Source organism: Brevibacillus massiliensis (genome assembly GCF_000311785.1).
Classification (GTDB): Bacteria; Bacillota; Bacilli; order Brevibacillales; family Brevibacillaceae; genus Brevibacillus_C; species Brevibacillus_C massiliensis.
In genome coordinates this window covers 144,973-163,726 of sequence record NZ_HE978543.1, presented here as the reverse complement: position 1 = coordinate 163,726, position 18,754 = coordinate 144,973, and the positions used below count along the sequence as shown (strand labels likewise).

General features: G+C 51.7%; 18 protein-coding genes and 2 riboswitches. Of the genes, 16 read left to right on the top strand and 2 right to left on the bottom strand.

Annotated elements, in window-relative coordinates; all coding sequences use genetic code 11:
- The first annotated feature begins 257 nt into the window (after nucleotides 1–257).
- The 16 genes from pepF (at nucleotide 258) to HGBM_RS32570 (ending at nucleotide 17,163) form a co-directional block, all read left to right on the top strand.
- Entirely contained in the window at nucleotides 258–2,066 is a 1,809-nt protein-coding gene (gene pepF, locus HGBM_RS17550) for an oligoendopeptidase F (protein ID WP_019122393.1), read from the top strand.
- A 261-nt stretch (nucleotides 2,067–2,327) separates the two neighbouring features.
- Entirely contained in the window at nucleotides 2,328–2,657 is a 330-nt protein-coding gene (locus HGBM_RS17545) for a PadR family transcriptional regulator (protein ID WP_019122392.1), read from the top strand.
- Nucleotides 2,644–3,024, top strand: a complete 381-nt coding sequence (locus HGBM_RS27835) for a DUF1700 domain-containing protein (protein WP_051029714.1) — start codon at nucleotides 2,644–2,646, stop codon at nucleotides 3,022–3,024. Before HGBM_RS17545 ends, HGBM_RS27835 begins: the two co-directional genes overlap by 14 nt.
- A complete protein-coding gene (locus HGBM_RS31830) occupies nucleotides 2,945–3,193 on the top strand; it encodes a DUF1700 domain-containing protein (protein WP_245553013.1) in 249 nt (82 codons plus the stop codon). Before HGBM_RS27835 ends, HGBM_RS31830 begins: the two co-directional genes overlap by 80 nt.
- A gap of 1 nt (nucleotide 3,194) precedes the next feature.
- On the top strand, nucleotides 3,195–3,965 hold the full coding sequence (locus HGBM_RS17535) for a DUF4097 family beta strand repeat-containing protein (protein ID WP_019122390.1): 771 nt from the start codon (nucleotides 3,195–3,197) through the stop codon (nucleotides 3,963–3,965).
- Between the two features lie 158 nt (nucleotides 3,966–4,123).
- Nucleotides 4,124–5,245: an FtsW/RodA/SpoVE family cell cycle protein gene (locus tag HGBM_RS17530; protein ID WP_019122389.1), complete on the top strand. Its 1,122-nt coding sequence runs from the start codon at nucleotides 4,124–4,126 to the stop codon at nucleotides 5,243–5,245.
- Between the two features lie 188 nt (nucleotides 5,246–5,433).
- A complete protein-coding gene (locus tag HGBM_RS17525) occupies nucleotides 5,434–5,925 on the top strand; it encodes a YajQ family cyclic di-GMP-binding protein (protein ID WP_019122388.1) in 492 nt (163 codons plus the stop codon).
- A 228-nt stretch (nucleotides 5,926–6,153) separates the two neighbouring features.
- Nucleotides 6,154–6,348: riboswitch (cyclic di-AMP (ydaO/yuaA leader) on the top strand.
- A 97-nt stretch (nucleotides 6,349–6,445) separates the two neighbouring features.
- Nucleotides 6,446–6,616: riboswitch (cyclic di-AMP (ydaO/yuaA leader) on the top strand.
- 465 nt (nucleotides 6,617–7,081) lie between these two features.
- Nucleotides 7,082–7,159: a potassium-transporting ATPase subunit F gene (locus tag HGBM_RS32575; protein WP_081590231.1), complete on the top strand. Its 78-nt coding sequence runs from the start codon at nucleotides 7,082–7,084 to the stop codon at nucleotides 7,157–7,159.
- A gap of 40 nt (nucleotides 7,160–7,199) precedes the next feature.
- Entirely contained in the window at nucleotides 7,200–8,876 is a 1,677-nt protein-coding gene (gene kdpA / locus HGBM_RS17510) for a potassium-transporting ATPase subunit KdpA (RefSeq protein ID WP_019122385.1), read from the top strand.
- A 21-nt stretch (nucleotides 8,877–8,897) separates the two neighbouring features.
- Nucleotides 8,898–10,928, top strand: coding sequence for a potassium-transporting ATPase subunit KdpB (kdpB, locus tag HGBM_RS17505; RefSeq protein ID WP_019122384.1), 2,031 nt, complete (start codon nucleotides 8,898–8,900; stop codon nucleotides 10,926–10,928).
- Between the two features lie 38 nt (nucleotides 10,929–10,966).
- Nucleotides 10,967–11,575: a potassium-transporting ATPase subunit KdpC gene (gene kdpC, locus HGBM_RS17500; protein ID WP_019122383.1), complete on the top strand. Its 609-nt coding sequence runs from the start codon at nucleotides 10,967–10,969 to the stop codon at nucleotides 11,573–11,575.
- A 79-nt stretch (nucleotides 11,576–11,654) separates the two neighbouring features.
- The gene (locus tag HGBM_RS17495) at nucleotides 11,655–13,991 is read left to right on the top strand and encodes a histidine kinase (RefSeq protein ID WP_019122382.1); all 2,337 of its coding nucleotides are present in this window, start codon (nucleotides 11,655–11,657) and stop codon (nucleotides 13,989–13,991) included.
- 313 nt (nucleotides 13,992–14,304) lie between these two features.
- The gene (locus tag HGBM_RS17490) at nucleotides 14,305–14,763 is read left to right on the top strand and encodes a hypothetical protein (RefSeq protein WP_019122381.1); all 459 of its coding nucleotides are present in this window, start codon (nucleotides 14,305–14,307) and stop codon (nucleotides 14,761–14,763) included.
- A 159-nt stretch (nucleotides 14,764–14,922) separates the two neighbouring features.
- On the top strand, nucleotides 14,923–16,578 hold the full coding sequence (locus HGBM_RS17485) for an AMP-binding protein (protein ID WP_035287434.1): 1,656 nt from the start codon (nucleotides 14,923–14,925) through the stop codon (nucleotides 16,576–16,578).
- Nucleotides 16,579–16,672: 94 nt separating this feature from the next.
- The gene (locus HGBM_RS17480) at nucleotides 16,673–17,071 is read left to right on the top strand and encodes an MOSC N-terminal beta barrel domain-containing protein (RefSeq protein ID WP_026074501.1); all 399 of its coding nucleotides are present in this window, start codon (nucleotides 16,673–16,675) and stop codon (nucleotides 17,069–17,071) included.
- Nucleotides 17,011–17,163: an MOSC domain-containing protein gene (locus HGBM_RS32570; protein WP_081590226.1), complete on the top strand. Its 153-nt coding sequence runs from the start codon at nucleotides 17,011–17,013 to the stop codon at nucleotides 17,161–17,163. The genes HGBM_RS17480 and HGBM_RS32570 overlap by 61 nt, the downstream gene beginning before the upstream one ends.
- A gap of 63 nt (nucleotides 17,164–17,226) precedes the next feature.
- Here HGBM_RS32570 and HGBM_RS17475 read toward each other — a convergent pair whose 3' ends face one another.
- Nucleotides 17,227–17,985, bottom strand: coding sequence for an arylamine N-acetyltransferase family protein (locus HGBM_RS17475; RefSeq protein ID WP_019122379.1), 759 nt, complete (start codon nucleotides 17,983–17,985; stop codon nucleotides 17,227–17,229).
- A 168-nt stretch (nucleotides 17,986–18,153) separates the two neighbouring features.
- Nucleotides 18,154–18,747, bottom strand: coding sequence for a 3-isopropylmalate dehydratase small subunit (leuD, locus tag HGBM_RS17470; protein WP_019122378.1), 594 nt, complete (start codon nucleotides 18,745–18,747; stop codon nucleotides 18,154–18,156).
- Between the last annotated feature and the right edge of the window lie 7 nt (nucleotides 18,748–18,754).

Here is an 18,754-nt window from a genome sequence, read left to right as displayed (position 1 = left end):
GTTTTTCGGAAGGCTTGGATCGGCGGCGGGCTCGCACTGTCCCGGCAGGCAAACCGCAGGACGGGCGGTCCCGCTGCCAAGATGGCGGAATCATGCTGGAATCGGACCCGGCAGGCATTGACGGCAGGAAGATAATGGTTTACGTTTAAAAAGAGCCTGCGCGGCAAAGCTCGAATAGAACGGGCGGCTCCTATCCGATAATGGGTGTATGGCTGTTTGTTGCTGAGATCTCATCGTAAACCGAAGGAGTGAACGACATGAACAAGAGCAAGGCGCTCCCGAAACGGAGCGAAATTCCTGCCGAATACAAGTGGAAGCTGGAAGACATGTATGCGTCTGACGCGGATTGGGAAAAGGATACAGCAAAAGTGAAAGAACTGATTGGACAGATCAAGCAAAAAGAGGGAACCTTGTCTGAGTCGGGCAAGCATCTATTGGAAGCACTCACCCTGCAGGACGAGTTGACCAAAACGATGGACCAGGTTTACGTGTACGCCCGCATGCGGCGCGACGAAGATAATGCCAATGCGACCTATCAGGCGCTGACAGACCGCGCGACCGGGCTGAGCACCCAGGTATACGGAGCATTGGCATTCATACAGCCGGAGATTCTGGCCATCCCCGAGGACCGGCTCTCCCAGATGATCGAGAGTGAGCCCGGCCTCGAGCACTACCGTTTTCTTTTGGAAGAGATCACGCGCTACAAACCCCATACGCTGTCTGCCGCCGAAGAGGCGTTGTTGGCGGAAGCGAGTGAACTGGCGAATGCGCCTTCCACGATCTTCAACATGTTGAACAACGCCGATATCAAATTCCCGATGATCAAGGATGAACACGGGGAAGAGGTGGAACTGACAAAAGGAAGGTTTATCCAATTTATGGAAAGCAGGGATCGGCGCGTTCGCCAGGATGCGTTTAACGCGCTGTACGCGACATACGGACAGCATCGCAACACGATTGCCGCCACCTTGACGGCTGCAGTGAAGCGGGACGTCTTCTACGCCCGGTCGCACAAGTTTGACTCCGCCCTGCAGGCCGCGCTGTTTTCCGACAACATCGATATCTCCGTATACGACAACCTGATTGCGACCGTACGGGAACACCTCCCGCTGATGCATCGCTATGTTGCCCTGCGCAAAAAATTGCTCGGTGTCGATGAATTACATATGTACGATTTATACGTTCCGATCGTCCACGAGGTGGAGATGGAGATCCCCTACCAACAGGCAGTGGATACCGTTACCGAGGCACTCCATCCGCTTGGCGACGAGTACCTGCAGGTGCTGAAAAAAGGCTTCCATTCCGGCTGGATCGACGTCTATGAAAATCAAGGAAAAACCAGCGGTGCGTATTCCTGGGGCACGTATACGGCGCATCCGTACGTCTTGATGAATTACCAGGACAACCTCAACAACATGTTTACCCTGGCACACGAAATGGGCCACGCCCTGCACAGCTACTTTTCCAATACCAACCAGCCATACACGTATGCCGACTACCGCATTTTTGTCGCCGAAGTGGCTTCGACATGCAATGAAGCGCTGTTGATGCATCACCTGCTGGCGACGACCAGCGATAAAGCGACGCGCATGTACCTGATCAACTACTACATGGAGCAATTCCGCGGCACGCTTTACCGCCAGACGATGTTTGCCGAGTTTGAAAAGGCGATTCACGCCAAAGTGGAAGCAGGCGAGGCGTTGACAGCCGACTCGCTGAATCAGCTGTACCGTCAGCTCAATGTGGAGTACTACGGCCCGGACATGGTTGTCGATGAGCAGATTGATTTGGAATGGGCAAGGATTCCCCATTTTTACAACAACTTTTACGTATACAAGTACGCTACGGGCTTCTCTGCCGCAACTTCGCTGTCCAGGCAAATCCTCGAGGAGGGGCAGCCCGCGGTTGAGCGCTACCTCGGTTTTCTCAAGAGCGGCGGTTCTGACTACCCGCTCGAGCTGCTGAAACGGGCGGGAGTAGACATGACCTCCTCCGAACCGATCAGCGAGGCATTGGCCGTGTTTAAAGAACTGCTGGAGCAGATGGAGGAGTTGGCTGGAGCTTGATACTTCCGAAAAGGGACTAAAATTGCCGACAGTGCGGCGTTGGGTGGATCAGCGCCCAACGCCGTTTTATTGCAACGAATGATTCAGTAGTGAGCGGCTTCCAACCAATTTTACGAAACCACTTGAAAAAAGCTTTGTTTGGTACCTTGCAATATACAGTACCGGATGGTATGATTTTCTTGCTTCAAGAATATGTCATTGCACAGTACCTCGTAATGAACAGTACTTAATAACAACACTTAACATAGAGGTGATGGGTGCTTGAATGTCCAGTTCAAGAAAGGGGTGCTGGAACTGTGTGTGCTCGCCCTGACGGTACGAAAAGACAGGTATGGCTACGAGTTGGTCAACAGCATCTCGGAGAAGTTCGAGATCGCTGAGGGGAGTGTCTATCCGCTGCTACGCCGCTTAACCCAGGAGGGGTACTTTTCTACCTACCTGGTGGAGTCGACCGAAGGGCCGCCGCGCAAGTACTACCAGCTTACGGAGCGGGGAAGAGCGTATGTGTCCGCGCTGGTGGCGGAGTGGAAGACATTTTCCCGGGGAGTAGACCAATTAATCGAGGAGGGTATTGGCAGTGAAGAGGGCTGAATACATCGGGACGCTGGAAGCTTTGCTCAAAGTACTTCCCGAAGCCGAGCGGCGCGATATTTTATATGACTACGAGGAGCATTTTGCGATTGCCATGGAAGCGGGAAAAAGCGAGGAGGAAGTATGCAAGGCGCTGGGCCAGCCCAAAGCGATCGCAAAGGAATTGATCGCGAACTACTACATCGGCAAGGCGAAGGAGCATGTCTCGATGGGGAATGTCACCCGCGCGGTCCTTGCCACGGTCGGGATGGGATTTTTTCAATCTGCTGGTCGTAGCCGGGCCACTGGTGGCTGTTGTTGGAATTCTGGTCGCGCTCTACGCGGCGGCACTGGCGCTGATCATCTCACCGTTTGCGCTCGTCGGTGAATACATGCTGAACGGTTCGCTTACCGGGATCGGGCCGATTTTTTTGGTGATGACGACCTGCAGTCTCGGCCTTTTGCTGGGTGTCGGGATGATCTACCTAACGAAGTGGATCTACCGCTTGTTTCTCAAATACCTGCAGGTGAACGTTCGCATCATCAGGGGGAGATAAAATGGATCAACTGTTGAAAAAAGTGACTATCGTGGCGCTTATCGGTTTGGCAATCGGGGTGTTGGGAAGCGTCGTTGTGATTTCGATTGAGGGCTTTCCGGCGATTCATCCGCTTGAGCGGCAGTTGTTGGCCGAAGCAAATCAGGACGCTGCCGGGATTCAACGGCTGGAAGTGGTTTCGGACGCTGCCGATATCGAGATCTTACCGGGTGCCACCGATCAGATTGAAGTGAAATTGTTCGGAGACGAGAAGCGCAAAGAGCAATACGAGTTGGCTGCCGAAACATCCAACGGAGTGGTCCGGGTTACGGCAAAGATGCTGCAGAATTCTCTGCAGATCGGATTCTCGCCAGGGGCAAAAATCGAGGTTGCGCTGCCGGAAAAAACGTTTGAAGAGCTCAAAATCGACTCGAAAGCGGGTGACATTTCCCTTAAGGGAGTCAAGGCAAGACAGGCAGCGGTATCCAGTCTCGCCGGCGACATTGACATCAACGGATTTTCCGGCGATGCGCTGGATGTCGTGCAGAAGGCAGGCGATCTGTCTGCCCAAAAGATTGCCGCGGGATTGTCCGTCAAAAATAGCGCGGGTGATGTCGCGATCGTGATGAACGGGATCGAGAAAGACATCCAAGTCGAGTCATCTGCCGGGGATATTGTGCTGTCGAGCTTGACTGCCCCGTCATCGGCACAGGTTCACCTCAAAACGTTTGCTGGAGATGCTGCAGCAGATGCTGCCGGTATGCTCTTACAAAGGTATCGGACAACGAGGTGACCGGTACGATCGGAACCGGGGGACCAGTCGTTGCCTTGCAGACTAAAATGGGCGATGTGCAGTTCAGCGCAAAGTAAAAACCTTCTCGCGATACGTGAAAAAACAGGCAGGATTGGGGCAAACTACCTGGGAATACGGGAAGCCAGGAGGAGTTTGCCTTGCCGGACACCAAACAGCGGGAAGCGCTCATCTATATTACCTTGCTGTGCCTTTTGACCGTTAGCCTGGTCGCCATTTACACAGCGACCCGGGACTACACAAGCCAGAAGTACGTCGTCAAACAGCTGATTTGGGCGTTGATGGGGGGCGGGCTGCTGCTGTTTTTGCGCAGCTGCGATTACCACCGGTTGTCGCAGTATTCCCTCTGGCTTTACGTGCTGGGCATCGCTTTCTTGCTCAGCGTCTTTTTTCTGGGGAAAAAAGTGAATGGGGCACTCAGTTGGATCGACCTCGGCTTTGTCAGCGTACAGCCTTCTGAACTGGCCCGCATCACGACGCTCTTCCTGCTGGCCCGGTTGTATGAACAGCAGCAAGGGGTGTTTGACCGTTCATGGCCGCTGCTTCAGGTCTTGTTGGTTTTGCTGATTCCGATGGCCGCCCTGATGCTTCAACCCGATTTGGGGATGGCGCTTGTCTACTTGTCAATGCTGGGGTGTTTTTTTGTGCTGACCAAGCTGTCCCGCTGGATCCATGCCGGGGCGCTGTTGTGCGGCATGTTGCTGGCGATCGGACTGTACTCGCTGCACAGCATTTCACCCCAAATCTTTTACGAGGTGGTCCGGCCCCATCAATTCGAGCGGCTCACCTCCTTTTTGCACCCGGAAGCCGATCCGCTAGGCAGCGGGTATCAGTATATCAAAGCGAGAAAAGTAGTGGGCAGCGGTCAATTGAGCGGGACCAATCTCTTCCGGCTGCTGCCGATGGCAGGGGGACGCTTGCCCGAACAGCATACCGATTTTATTTTTGCGGTCATTGCTCAACAATGGGGATTTATCGGTGCCAGTGTTTTGCTGCTGTTATACCTGCTGCTCTTTTATTGGTTGGTACAGTGGGCAATGACTACCCCCGATCCGTTTGCCGCCTTTTTTATCAGCGGCATGGTGACGATGTGGGCCTTTCAGATCTTTGTCAACATCGGCATGAACATCGGTCTTTCCCCGATCACAGGATTGCCGCTGCCGTTTGTCAGCTACGGCGGCAGTTCACTGGTCACGAACATGCTGGCACTGGGACTGATCGTCAGCATGAAGGAGCCGAAGCCGCACTGGTCACTGGAGTAACGCACGGAAGTTGTCTTTTTTTGTCTAAGGTCGGAGACGAGATCAAACGATGGCTGTGGCGCACTGGTCCCCCTTTTCCTGGTTCCAGTTCTCAACTCGTTGTTTGAGGGTTACCATGCACGCTCTCGATTCAACTGTGGTAAAATGGTAGTATCATACAGCAGCATCAAATGAAAGGGAGACGCGGGATGAGTAAAGAAAGTTCATTTGACATTGTTTCACAGGTGGACCTGTCAGAGGTGACCAACGCCATTCACATCGCTTTGAAAGAGATAGAGAACCGCTTTGACTTTAAAGGGAGTAAAAGCAGCATTTCACTAGAGAAAGAAGAAATCGTCCTCGTATCCGATGATGAGTTTAAGCTCGGTCAAGTAAAAGATGTTCTGCTCGGCAAGCTGATCAAGCGGGGTGTCTCTGTAAAAAATTTGGAATACTCCAAGTTGGAACCGGCTGCCGGCGGCACTGTCAGACAGCGGGCGAAGCTGGTACAAGGAATCGACAAGGAGAACGCCAAGAAAATCAACACAATCATCAAAGAGACAGGATTGAAAGTGAAAAGCCAAATACAGGATGACCAAATTCGCGTTACGGGTAAAAGCAGAGACGATTTACAAAAAGTGATTGCGGCAATTAATCAAGCGGATTTGCCAATCGAGGTACAATTTATCAATTATCGCTAGTTTCTCTTCCCAACCACAATGTTCGCACATCAAAAGGCCCGGGCTTCGCTCGGGTTTTCTTATTTTTGATAGATGAAAAAGCGAGAAATAGTGAGATAGTCAAAGGAAATCATGAAAATAAGTGACATTATATTTCAAAAGCACAAGTAATTCATCTATATTTCCATTTTGCAATGCTTTACATTCCTGATTCGCAGGCGTAAGATACAATTCAAGATTCAATTTTTCCAAATTGAATCGCTGAATTCCTATTTAAGGAACCGGGGGAACCAAACGATGATCCATGTTCGATGTGAGAGTCGAATTCGGATGGTCAGGGGTGAATCCGTAAGACTTGAATACCATGGGTTCTTGTCTTGAGGTAGGGCGACTCTCACCGCCCGAATCCGTCAGCTAACCTCGGAAGTGTTGAAGTAAACAATCCTTATGGCGATTGTTTACGGGGGAGAGGATGATGAGACTAGTAATGTTGCATTCAACTGCAGGGTGAATGCTGCTGCGGTTGTTCAGAGTAGTAATACCGTCTTTATCGCTGAGTCCCGTGAAAAACGGAAGCGGGGGAACCAAATCGTGCCGTCTATGCGGCACATGGGGTGAATCCTTTGGGGAAGTAAAGCACTTCCTTGCAGGTAGGGCGACTCTCACGCCCGAATCCGTCAGCTAACCTCGTAAGCGTACCGAGAGAGGCAACGATGATCGTGTTTGGACACGTTTTTTACCTGTGCCCAGGAAGCCACGAGAAGAGTTCCTCTTCGCATGGCTTCTTTTTTGTTGCCTTCTCTTGAAAATCGTTTTCAAGGAGAAGATGAAAATGAAACAACATGAGTTCATACAGGAATGTATGGTCGTGTCCGCACCGAACAAAGCTGGAGAACATTTTTTGAAACGGTTCAAAAGAAAAAGGATTGCCTATGTAACGTTAACCAATAATAGACAAGAAGAGGAACGATAACGATTGGTGAAGTTGGGTGATACACGTATATACATGCGAAGCGAAGAGTTTTTGCTCAGGCTAGATTTCGTTATATAGGAGGAACAGCGATGACAGATGTAGGGATGATTTTGCTGCTTGCCGGAACATACGGGTTATTTTGCGCTTTTTTAGCCTGGTGCGGGCATACGGTCAACAAATTCAACGAATAGGGAGAGAGAGTCCATGATACTCCTATACGCTTGTATCGTTTTTGTTTTCTTGTATTTGGTTTATGTATTAGTCAATCCGGAGAAATTTTGAAGTGGTGCCTGCAGATCAAAACGTTTGAGGAGGCAAAACAATGGGCATTGTGCAAATGGCGGCGGTCATCCTGCTGTTGATCTTGACCGTCAAGCCCTTGGGAACGTATATCTATCATATTTTTTCCAACCAGGACAACCGTACGAATAAGCTGTTTGGACCGGTCGAGAAAGCCATCTATGGGCTGGCCGGCCTGAAAAACCGCACGGAAATGACCTGGAAAACATACGCGCTGAGTTTGATTTTAACGAATGTTGTATTGGTTATGGTCAGTTATATCATCCTACGTATGCAAAACGTATTGCCGTTCAACCCGAACGGGACGGACAATATGGAACCGTCGCTTTCCTTCAACACCGTGATCAGTTTTATGACCAATACGAACTTGCAGCATTACAGCGGCGAATCGGGGCTGTCCTACTTTTCGCAAATGGCGGTGATCATCATGATGATGTTCACCTCGGCAGCAACGGGGATTGTCGTAGCCATCGCCTTTATTCGCGGGTTAACGAGCAAAGGCAACACACTCGGCAATTTTTTCGTCGACTTTGTCAAGGCGCATACCCGCTTGCTCATTCCGATGTCGTTCATCGTTGCACTGGCATTGGTGGCTTTGCAAGTGCCGCAAACGTTGCACCCGACGATTCAAGCCACGACATTGGAAGGCGAATCCCAGCAGATTGCGATGGGCCCGGTCGCTTCGCTCGTCTCAATCAAGCACTTGGGAACAAATGGCGGCGGATTTTTCGGAGCCAACTCGTCGCATCCGTTCGAGAACCCGAACCCGTTAACCAACGTGATCGAGATGTTGTCGATGTGGTGCATCCCGGCGGCCCTGACCTATACCTTTGGACGATTTGCCAAAAATCAGAAACAGGGCTGGATCATTTTCAGCGCGATGCTCATTCTGTTTGTCGCATCTTTGTCGCTGATTTACAGCTCCGAAATGAGAGGCAATCCGGCAATAAACGCTTTAGGGATCGATGCATCGCAGGGCAGCATGGAGGGAAAAGAAGTCCGGTTCGGGGTGGCCCAATCGGCGCTCTTCACTACCGTAACCACGGCGGCGACGACGGGAAGCGTCAACAACATGCATGATACCTTAACTCCGCTCGGCGGTTTGGTGCCGCTTGCCCAAATGATGCTGAACTGCGTGTTTGGTGGCAACGGAGTCGGTCTGGTAAACATGTTAATGTATGCCATTTTGGCTGTATTTTTATCGGGACTGATGGTAGGCCGTACGCCGGAGTTTTTGGGACGAAAAATCGAAGTCCGCGAAATGAAGCTGGTGGCCATTGCCATTTTGGCCCATCCGCTGATCATTCTCGTTCCTACGGCGATCGCTTTCATGACGGATCTGGGCAAAGGTGCGATCAGCAATCCCGGATTCCACGGCATTTCACAGGTGCTGTATGAATATACGTCTTCCGCGGCCAACAACGGTTCAGGTTTTGAAGGGCTGAGAGATAATACGTCCTTCTGGAATATCACTACAGGTCTCGTCATGTTGTTCGGGCGGTACATTTCCATCATCGCGCTGCTCGGTGTCGCCGGCTCTTTTGTGCGGAAGCAGTGGGTGCCGGAAACGATCGGGACATTCCGCACGGACAACAAAATGTTCGCAGGGATTTTGGTAGGAACTGTCCTCATGATCGGGGCATTGACCTTCTTGCCGGCTCTTGTATTAGGGCCCATTGCGGAACATTTGACGCTTTGATCATAGGAGAGGTGAAGAGAGATGAAACCGCAACGAAAAAAATTGTTATCCAGGGATATGGTGATACAGGCGGTTAAAGATAGCTTTATCAAACTGAATCCGGTCACAATGATGAAAAATCCGGTGATGTTTGTTGTGGAAGTGGGAACATTCGTCGTTTTACTGATGACCCTGCTGCCGGGATATTTCGGTACACAAGGACGCACAGGTCTAAATTTGACCGTGTTTCTCATCTTGCTGTTTACCGTCCTGTTCGCCAATTTTGCCGAAGCGCTGGCGGAAGGACGCGGAAAAGCGCAAGCAAACTCGTTGAAAAAGACCAAAAAAGAGATTACCGCAAACAAAGTCGTCGGAAACAACATCATGGTTGTTCCATCCACGGAACTACGCAAGGGAGATATCGTCATCGTCTCACAAGGGGAAATGATCCCGGGGGACGGGGAAGTGATCGAAGGGTTGGCCTCCGTCGACGAGTCTGCGATTACCGGCGAATCCGCGCCAGTCATCAAGGAAGCGGGAGGCGATTTCAGTTCGGTTACCGGAGGAACACGAGTCGTTAGTGATCAGATTACCGTACGCATTACAAGCGAACCGGGTGAATCGTTTATCGACCGCATGATTTCGTTAGTGGAAGGAGCCAAGCGGCAAAAAACACCGAATGAAATGGCACTCAATACCTTGTTAACCAGTTTAACGCTCATTTTCCTGATCGTTGTCGTGACCTTGGCGCCTCTCGCGAATTACGCGGGAATTCAACTGGACATACCGGTTCTGGTCGCTTTATTGGTCTGCCTCATTCCAACGACAATCGGCGGTTTATTGTCTGCCATCGGGATCGCCGGCATGGATCGGGTCACCAAGTTTAACGTGCTGGCGATGTCGGGAAAGGCTGTCGAGGCATCGGGCGATATCAATACGATGATCCTCGATAAAACCGGTACGATTACGTTCGGGAACCGCATGGCCAGCGAGTTTATCCCGGTCGGTTCCGAACAAGCGGGTACGGTTGCGGAATGGGCGGCCATCAGTTCCGTTAAAGATGATACGCCCGAGGGACGTTCCATATTGGAATTAATCAAGAAGCAAGGGTTGTCCTATGACCCGTCCATCGCGGAACACAGCGAGTTTGTCGAATTCAAGGCGGAAACGCGAATGAGCGGAGTCGACTTGAAAGATGGACGCAAAGTGCGCAAGGGCGCTGTCGATTCGGTAAAAAAGTGGGTCGCGGCGCAGGGAGGAACGATCCCTCCCGATGTGGACGAAAAGGGAAACGCGATTGCATCCGAAGGCGGGACTCCGTTGGCTGTGGCTGTCGATAACCGGATTGTTGGATTGATCTATCTGAAAGATACAGTGAAACCGGGCATGCGGGAACGGTTTGAACAGCTTCGAAAAATGGGCATTAAGACAATCATGTGCACGGGAGACAATCCAATGACCGCCGCCACCATCGCCCGCGAAGCCGGCGTGGACGAATTCATCGCCGAAAGCAAGCCGGAAGACAAAATTGCCGTCATCCGAAGGGAGCAAGCGGAAGGGAAGCTCGTTGCCATGACCGGAGATGGAACCAACGACGCTCCCGCACTGGCACAAGCGGACGTGGGATTGGCGATGAACAGCGGCACAATTGCGGCGAAAGAGGCCGCCAACATGGTCGACCTGGACTCCGATCCGTCCAAAATCATCGAAGTGGTTGCCATCGGCAAGCAACTGCTGATGACGCGCGGCGCGTTGACTACTTTCAGTATCGCCAACGACATCGCCAAATACTTTGCGATCATTCCGGCGATGTTCATGCTGGCGATTCCGGAAATGAGCGTGCTAAATATCATGGGACTCGGTTCCCCGATGTCGGCCATCCTGTCCGCACTCATTTTCAATGCTATCATCATACCGCTGCTGATACCATTGGCCATAAAAGGCGTCGCCTACAAGCCGATGAGCTCGAGTCAATTGCTGAGGCGGAATCTGTTCATTTACGGACTGGGCGGCGTGATCGTGCCGTTCGTTGGAATCAAGCTCATTGACTTGTTCGTTCATCTGTGGATATAGCGCTTATACAAGAATTCAAGAAAGAAAGGAACGAAAACATGGATCATACAGAGGATCATTCAAAGGAATCAAGAACCTCTTTTCTGTTTACTATCGTCCGGCTCAGCGTCCTTTTTATCGTACTGTGCGGGATTGCCTATCCGTTAGCCTGTACGGTACTGGCGCAGCTATTATTCCCGGAAAATGCCAATGGAAGTTTAATCAAAGACAGCAGTGGACAAATTATCGGTTCCGAACAGATCGGGCAATCATTTTCCGAGCTGAAGCATTTTCATGGCCGGGTTTCCAGTATTGGCTATGACGGAGCCGGTTCAGGTTCGGAGAACTTTGCGCCTTCCAACCCGGACTTGTTAAAGAGAATGCAGGAGTCCATCGCGGAATGGAAGAAAAACAACCCGGATGTTCCGATTAGCCGAGTGCCGATCGCGCTGCTAACAAACTCCGGTTCCGGGTTGGATCCCCACATTACACCGGAATCGGCGAAAGTTCAAATCCCAAGAATCAGCAAGGTAACCGGCTTGTCCGCCGATCGGTTGGAGCAGTTGGTCGACGACCATGTGGAAGGACGCGGTCTGGGGATTTTCGGGGAACCGAGAGTCAACGTGCTGAAATTAAATATCGCGCTGGATGAACTCTTGAAAAAGTAGTCGTTCCCAAAAGCCCTGCCTATGTTCCCATAGGCGGGGTTGCCGCGTTATTTTGACGGAGGGGTGAAGGAGGCGGATCATGGTCAATTTCAAACGGAAAACGCCGGAAGAAATTTTGTTGTCGATTTCCAGGCTGCATCGCGGACGATTGAATATTTATATCGGCGCGGTGAGCGGTTCCGGGAAAACATATCACATGCTCCGGGAAGGCCGGCAACTGAAGGAGCAGGGAATCGATGTGGTCATTGGTGTGATCGCTGCAAATCTCCCTCCCGGAACGGTAGAACAAATCGGCGACCTCGAACAAGTGCCGTGTATTCGTTGGTTCAAGGATGGCATCGAACGCCAGGATTTGAATCTCGATACATTGATCAAGCGCAATCCGGAAGTGGTATTGGTGGACGGACTCGCTCATCGCAATCGCAAGGAGGCCAGGTTTCCGACTCGCCTCGATGACATCCAATACTTGCTTAGCCGCGGGATCAGCGTTATGACAACGATTAATGTTTACGAACTGGAGGGGGCGACCGATCTCGTTCAAAAATGGACTGGTATAGAGGTGGAAGAGACGGTACCAGCCAATACGCTGGAGATGGCGGATGAGATCAAGCTGATTGATGTCACCCCGGAAACCATGTTGAAGCGCTTGGAAGAGGGACATGTGAATCACGAACTGAAATCTTCGATCTTTAAACGGGGAAATTTGGAGAAGCTGCGCGAACTCGCCTTGCGGCTTATGGCGGATGATGTCAACGATTCGCTGGTCAAGCACCGGAAAGAGATGGGACTTGTCGGCCCATCCGGTACGGCGGAACGCATCCTTGTTTCGACGCAATATCACTGGAATGGATCGATTTATATCCGCCGCGGCCAGCAAATGGCCAAACGGCTGGGCGGCGACTTGCTGGTTGTCACGTTTGTCCGCCCCAAAAAAGCCCTATCCAAAGAAGCCGCCATGTTTAAGCGGACGATAGCGAAGCTGGTTGAGAAAATTGGGGCGAAATTTGAAGAACTCCCGCTAACCAGCAGAAGACGGCTTCCCCATTTGTTGGTTCGCTATGCGATAGAACATAATGTGACAAGAATCGTACTCGGCCATTCCAAACAAACATGGTGGCAGGAGTTTTTGAAAGGCTCTGTTGTCAACGGTATTCTTAAAAAAGCCAAGCATGTAGATGTCTATTTTGTGGCGGATCGGTCGGAGAAGGAAGGGGAACGCATACTTCCGGCCCAAATGCCGCGGTCAATACAAGCGGCGGACTCATACCGCAGGTTAAGTGGGCCAGAAATAGAACACAAAATCGGAGAAATCCGACGGGGCCGCTTTAAGGTCTATATTGGCGCGGCGCCCGGAGTCGGAAAAACGTATGCGATGTTACGCGAGGGAAACGATTTATTACATCGGGGGATCGATGTGGTCATCGCACTTGTGGAAACGCACGGGCGACAGGAGACCGTGGAGCAGATCGGTTCACTGCAAACGATTCCCCGAGCGATCATCGAATACCGCGGTACGCATTTGGAAGAAATGGATGTCCAAGCGATTCTTCGCCGGAACCCCGAAGTGGCTCTCGTGGACGAACTTGCCCATACGAATGTGCCTGGCAGCAAAAATAAAAAAAGATATGAAGATATCGTTGAAATTTTGCAAGCGGGGATTTCCGTCATATCCACGATGAACGTGCAACATTTGGAAAGCCTGAACGATGCAGTGGAGCAAATCACCGGAGTACGTGTCCGCGAAACGGTTCCGGATCATGTGTTGCACATGGCGGACGAGGTGGAATTGATCGACGTGGATCCGAAGTCGCTGCAAAAGCGAATGAGAGAAGGAAAGATTTACGCCTTGGAGAAAGTGGATCAGGCCCTCGAAAACTTTTTCAAGACCGTGAATCTGATTGCTTTAAGGGAACTGGCGCTGCGTGAAATTGCAGATGATGTGGATGAGCGCCTGGAAGCCTGGGAAAGAAACGGTTCGCTTCGCGGACCGTGGCGCAGACGCGAGATGATCTTCATCGGAGTCACGACCAGTTCCACTGCGGAAAAATTGATCCGGAGAGGGTTTCGTATCGCTTATCGCTTAAAAGCTGCGTGGATTGTGACGTATGTGCATAACCGTCCGATGATTTCCGAGGATCTGAAGAAGCGCATCGATTCCCTGCGAGAACTGGTTGAACGGCTGGGGGGAACATTTGTACTCCAGTTTGCAACCGGTCAAAGGCAAGTTCCGCAGATCCTATTGAATAAGGCCAATGAGCATCATAGCACCCAGATCATTGTCGGGCAATCGAAACGGAAGTTTTGGGAAAGAATCTGGAAGAAATCCGTCATTGGAACGATTCTGCGTTACGGGCGCCACATGGATGTATTGGTCGTTGCCGATATCGCTCCTCATCTTCAAAAGACCGAAATCTAGCAGTTTCACAGGAGTGTCGCATGGAGGCGGATTGAGAAGCGATTCACCCTTTTATTGCAGATGTTCCATGAAAAATCCCAGGAAAGCGAGCAGGGTACACCCTTCCACTCCATTTTCGTAAGCAGAATATGCTCCCATTTAAATGACACATATCCTCAGATGGATAAAATGATCGTGAATCAGATCGTGATATGGCGCCCCGCCTGGCGTAGTGCTAGCTGTAGCCGGGTGGGTTTTTTTGTGGACAGTTATTCTATCTCCCCTGCCTGCTGCGTATGCATGTACAAATAGGCAAGAAAGGGAGAGTCGATGAATGAAGGTATTCATTATTAAACTTCGCAGCTTGATTATTGGGGTATCCGTGTTCTTGTTCGTGCTGATCGCGGCCCTCGTACTGCTTCTGCGCGATCCCTTGGACGTGTCCAGTTCGTACAGCAAAGAGGACGACAACATACCGGCCTCAGGCAATATGATACCGGAAGAAACCGGCCCCAAACCGACCATTACACTGGACGTAAATGTAACTGGGACAGAAGCCGAAGTCAAAATGCTTACGAATCATTTTGAATTTACCGAGGGCGAAGGCAATCCCGTTCACGGACAAGGGCATGCGCATGTATACCTGGACGGCCAATTGTTAAAAATGCTGCATACCCCTGATTTCAAGTTGAAAAAGCTGCCAAAAGGGGAGCATGTGCTGCGGGTGGATCTCACCTACAGCAACCACTTGCCCTACAGGGTTTCCGCCGAAAAGATTCTCAATATCGAATAGGGCGCAACGCCGATGTAACGGCAACATCAGGTTCCGCCGTATTTTTGGCGGAGCCTGTTTTCTTTCACACCCGGCAGCAGGATTTTCTTCATTTTTCGCGAAAAATAGTCTGAGTAATCTGGAAAAATGATGTGAAGGGGTTGAACGGGTTTGAACACATTGCGATCCATTACGTTCGGCGACTTGCTCGATGAAACGGCGGAGCGGTACCCGGAGAAAGAGGCCGTTGTCTACGTGGAACGGAATCTGCGGTACAGCTACTCCGAATTTCAGCAGTTGTGCAACCAGGTTGCCAAAGGATTCATTTCCCTGGGGATTCAGGCAGGGGAGAACATCGCGATCTGGGCGTCAAATGTGCCGGAATGGGTAACGGCCCAATTTGCTACGGCCAAAATGGGCGGGGTATTGGTCACGGTAAATACCAGCTACCGGGTTCACGAGCTGGAGTACTTGCTTCGCCAATCAGAATCGACAACCTTGCTCTTGATCGAAGGATTCCGCGGGGCCAGCTACCTGGAAATGATTCGGGAAATTTGCCCGGAGCTCGATCATTGTGAACCGGGACAACTCCGTTCGGCCCGTCTTCCTCACTTGAAAAACGTCATTTACATCGGCGATGAACGGCAGCCCGGCATGTTCCTGTGGAGTGACCTTTTGGAGAGCGGACTGGCTGTAAGCGAAGCGGAACGGATCGACAGACAGCGCTCGCTGCAGCCGGACGATGTGATCAACATGCAGTACACATCGGGTACGACCGGCTTTCCCAAGGGCGTGATGCTCTCCCACAACAACATCGTCAACAATGCCATTCTGGTAGCCGGCTGCCAGAATTTGGGGCCTGATGACCGCCTTTGTATTCCCGTCCCGTTTTTCCACTGCTTCGGGTGCGTGATGGGGACGTTGGGATGCGTGGCGACAGGTGCTACGATGGTGCCGATTATCAGCTTCGATCCCGGCGTCGTGCTGTCCGCCGTGGAAAGCGAGAAGTGCACGGCTTTATACGGCGTTCCGACGATGTTCATCGCGGAACTGAACCATCCCGATTTTGCCTCCTTCGACCTCTCTACGCTGCGAACGGGGATCATGGCGGGCTCGCCGTGTCCGATCGAGGTGATGAAGAAGGTCGTAGACACGATGGGCATTCGCGAAATCACGATCGCATACGGACAGACCGAGTCGTCCCCCGTGATCACCCAGACCCGGCCGGACGACAGCATTGAACGGCGTGTCTCTACCGTCGGCCGGGCCCATGACGGTGTGGAAGTGAAAGTGGTCGACCCGGTGACCGGAGCCACGCTTCCTTGCGGACAGCAGGGAGAACTTTGTACACGCGGTTACCTGGTGATGAAGGGCTATTACAACATGCCTGACGAGACCGATCAGGCGATCGACGCCGACGGCTGGCTGCATACCGGTGACTTGGCAACCATCGACGAAGAGGGGTATTTCCGCATTACCGGCCGATTGAAGGATATGATCATTCGCGGCGGAGAGAACATTTACCCGAGAGAGATAGAAGAGTTTCTCTACACCCATCCCAAAATCCTCGATGTCCAGGTAGTGGGCGTCCCCGATGAAAAGTTCGGCGAACAAGTGCTGGCCTGCATCAAGGTAAAGGATGGCGAGGTGCTGACGGAAGAAGAGGTCAAGGCGTATTGCGAGGGGAAAATCGGCCGGTACAAAATCCCCCACTACATCCAGTTCGTCACCGATTACCCGATGACCGCATCCGGCAAAATCCAGAAGTACAGATTGCGGGAACAGGCCATCGCCGCCTTTGGATTGGAGCGGGCAAGCAACACCGAAACCGCATAAGCAAAACAGGCTGCCCTGGAGCCCATCCGGGGTATTTTTTTGCCCGGCGGTAGATCTATAATGTTTGGAAAGACCAAAAAAGGAGATTTGCAAAATGGAGAATCAGCTCGGCAGCATCAGTGCCATCTATCGCTATCCGGTCAAGTCGTTTCGCGGGGAAAAGCTGCAAGAAGCCCAGGTGTTCCGGTTCGGGCTTTACGGCGACCGCAGTCACGCTTTCATCGACGAGAAAAGCCCTGTCAGGCACCTGACGGCAAAGCATGTCCCCCAACTGATCGAGTATCAGCCTGTCTGCACGAGCAGCGGTGACGAGACGACTTTTCCAGACATCCAAGTAATGACACCGGAAGGGCGGGTATACGCTTGGGGCGATGAAAGGCTGCGCAGGGTGAGGCCGTTCCGTTTGCAGAAGAGGACTGGATCGGACGGCGAATGCGCATCGGCGGCGCGGAAGTGGAAGTCTACAAGAAGTGCAAACGATGCAGCATGGTAAACATCAATCCTGATGATGGCACAATCGACCCCTCCCTGTTAAAGACGCTTGCAAAGGAACACCAGGCCTGTTTCGGTGTGTATGCCCAGTAAAAACCGGAACGATTCGCATCGGGGACAAAGCCGGGCTGGTCGCGACAGTCTGAACAGCTGGTCTTATCTCGTGGCGTCGATGCCAAATCGCTGCCGCAAAATATCATTTCTCTCTTTGACAGACACAATGGTCCGCTTTGTCTTTGCCGTGCCGATCGTCTCAATCAGCGAGTCGCCGGAAACCGTGATTCGACCATCAGCTGTGGCAAGCGAACAGATCAGCTTCTTCGTAAAATGAGAGTCCGGGGAAGTCTGTTGATACCGGTTCATTTCATCAAACTCCGTTAGTTTCCGAGGTGTTTTCGTGAAAGTAAATTCGGTAAGCCAATCACCCTTGGTCATTTTTTGGAAATAAAAGGTGTCTTCATTTGACCCGACACGAATCCGGTAGGAACCGCTGATATCCGTAACTACGTCACCTGACAGCGGAAGCGGGCTGCGGACCGAATCGCCAAAACCGACATCGACGAGGTACTCTTTTTCCAAGTGTACCAAAAGCGCCATGTGGTCAAATTCGGGTCCGTAAGTCCCGTCATCGCGAAGTACCCGTCCGGAGATGAGCGAGACAGAAAAAACGAGGTTCTGAAGCAGCCAGCCAAAAAGCCCGTTCAATTCATAACAATACCCTCCCCGATGCATCACCGCGATTTTTTCAAAGAGAGCTTCAAGGCGTAACTTGATAGGCCGGGAGTTTACGATATCCAGGTTTTCAAACGGGACAGACAGCATATGACGCCTTTGAATCCATCGAAGTGACTCATAGTCGGCCTGCAGGCTTTCACTGGCAGCGCCGATACGCTTGAGGTACTCTTGTACATTCACTCAACTCTCCCCCTTGGCGATTCTTCCTGTTTACCATGCATGATACATCATGTTCTCCGATAAGCCAACAGGTTAGGAGGGCAGAGGAGCTGCGTCACTGAGATGCGCAAAAAAATGGATAGAGGAACAGATGCTTTCTGTCCTCTATCCATTGCTTTGCCGGAAACGCTAGACAAGCTGCCGTTTGGCTTCGTAGGCGGTGATTTTGTCCTCGTGCTGCAGCGTCAGGCCGATATCGTCGAGGCCGTTTAACAGGCAGTAGCGGCGATAGGAATCTACCTCAAACGGGTAGGATAAGCCGTATTGATCGACAACCAGTTGTTTCTCAAGGTCGATCGTCAGCTGGTAGTTGTCGTACTGGCCGGCCCGTTTGAACAGCTCTTCCACCTGCTCTTCCGACAGTTTGATTGGCAGGATGCCGTTCTTGAAGCAGTTGTTGTAAAAGATGTCGGCAAACGAAGGCGCGATGATCGCCCGGAACCCGTAGTCCAACAGTGCCCAAGGGGCGTGTTCGCGGGAAGAGCCGCAGCCGAAGTTGTTGCGGGCCAAAAGAACGGTTGACCCGGCGTAGCGGGGAAGGTTCAGCACGAAAGAATCGATCGGCTCACCCTCTGGTGTAAAGCGCCATTCGTAAAACAAGAACTGGCCAAATCCTGTCCGTTCGATCCGTTTGAGAAATTGTTTGGGAATGATCGCATCGGTGTCTACGTTAACCCGGTCGAGCGGGGCAGCGATCCCGGTATGAATGACAAATGGTTCCATGTTTATG